General features: G+C 57.6%; 2 rRNA genes (1 of these 2 running past the window's edge). Both read left to right on the plus strand.

Features of this window, described 5'->3' with window-relative positions:
* A 23S ribosomal RNA gene (locus QRT05_RS15510) occupies positions 1–1,570 on the plus strand (it extends 1,640 nt beyond the left edge of the window).
* Positions 1,571–1,645: 75 nt separating this feature from the next.
* Positions 1,646–1,762 (plus strand): 5S ribosomal RNA (rrf, locus tag QRT05_RS15515).
* The last annotated feature ends 50 nt before the right edge of the window (positions 1,763–1,812 follow it).

Consider the following 1,812-nt stretch of genomic DNA (forward strand, 5'->3'; position numbering starts at 1 on the left):
ACCGTCCGAGCTGCTGCACCGTGACCTTCGGGTCGCACCGCAGCAGGGAGCACGGGACCCGAACCGGTAGTAGGTAAGCGTATTAACAGGAGTGACGCAGGAAGGTAGCCAAGCGTGGCGATGGTAGTCCACGTCCAAGGTCGTAGGGCGAGTGGTAGGCAAATCCGCCACTCACACAGCCTGAGAGCTGATGGTGACCGCAATAGCGGGAATCTGGTGATCCTATGCTGCCGAGAAAAGCTTCGACGCGAGGTTCTAGCCGCCCGTACCCCAAACCGACTCAGGTGATCAGGTAGAGAATACCAAGGCGATCGAGAGAATCGTGGTTAAGGAACTCGGCAAAATGCCCCCGTAACTTCGGGAGAAGGGGGGCCTGAAGCGTGAACCGACTTGCTCGGGGAGCGTGAAGGGCCGCAGAGACCAGGGAGAAGCGACTGTTTACTAAAAACACAGGTCCGTGCGAAGTCGCAAGACGATGTATACGGACTGACGCCTGCCCGGTGCTGGAAGGTTAAGAGGACGGGTCAGCCGCAAGGCGAAGCTCAGAATTTAAGCCCCAGTAAACGGCGGTGGTAACTATAACCATCCTAAGGTAGCGAAATTCCTTGTCGGGTAAGTTCCGACCTGCACGAATGGCGTAACGACTTCTCCGCTGTCTCAACCGCGAACTCGGCGAAATTGCACTACGAGTAAAGATGCTCGTTACGCGCAGCAGGACGGAAAGACCCCGGGACCTTTACTATAGCTTGGTATTGGTCTTCGGTGCGGCTTGTGTAGGATAGGTGGGAGACTGTGAAGCCGGCACGCCAGTGTCGGTGGAGTCAACGTTGAAATACCACTCTGGTCGCTCTGGAGATCTAACCTCGGTCCGTAATCCGGATCAGGGACAGTGCCTGGTGGGTAGTTTAACTGGGGCGGTTGCCTCCTAAAATGTAACGGAGGCGCTCAAAGGTTCCCTCAGCCTGGTTGGCAATCAGGTGGCGAGTGCAAGTGCACAAGGGAGCTTGACTGTGAGACCGACAGGTCGAGCAGGGACGAAAGTCGGAACTAGTGATCCGGCGGTGGCTTGTGGAAGCGCCGTCGCTCAACGGATAAAAGGTACCCCGGGGATAACAGGCTGATCTTGCCCAAGAGTCCATATCGACGGCATGGTTTGGCACCTCGATGTCGGCTCGTCGCATCCTGGGGCTGGAGTAGGTCCCAAGGGTTGGGCTGTTCGCCCATTAAAGCGGTACGCGAGCTGGGTTTAGAACGTCGTGAGACAGTTCGGTCCCTATCCGCTGCGCGCGCAGGAAACTTGAGAAGGGCTGTCCCTAGTACGAGAGGACCGGGACGGACGAACCTCTGGTGTGCCAGTTGTTCCGCCAGGAGCACGGCTGGTTGGCTACGTTCGGAAGGGATAACCGCTGAAAGCATCTAAGCGGGAAGCCTGCTTCAAGATGAGGTTTCCACGGGGACTCGATCCCCGAGAGGCTCCCAGCTAGACCACTGGGTAGATAGGCCGGATGTGGAAGAAGGGACTAAAGACCTTCGCAGCTGACCGGTACTAATAAGCCGACAACTTCACCACTTCATTCAAGTGCTACGCGTCCACTGTGCGGTTCCCGAGAGACGAACGGGAACCCGTTTGACAACTCGACAACGTTACGGCGGTCATAGCGAGGGGGAAACGCCCGGTCCCATTCCGAACCCGGAAGCTAAGCCCCTCAGCGCCGATGGTACTGCACTCGCCAGGGTGTGGGAGAGTAGGACGCCGCCGGACATCATTCAGAAATAGCCACCCCCACGGGGGTGGCTATTTCTGTTTCCGGA

Origin of the sequence: Cellulomonas edaphi (assembly GCF_030362815.1) — a bacterium.
GTDB classification, from domain to species: Bacteria; Actinomycetota; Actinomycetes; order Actinomycetales; family Cellulomonadaceae; genus Cellulomonas; species Cellulomonas edaphi.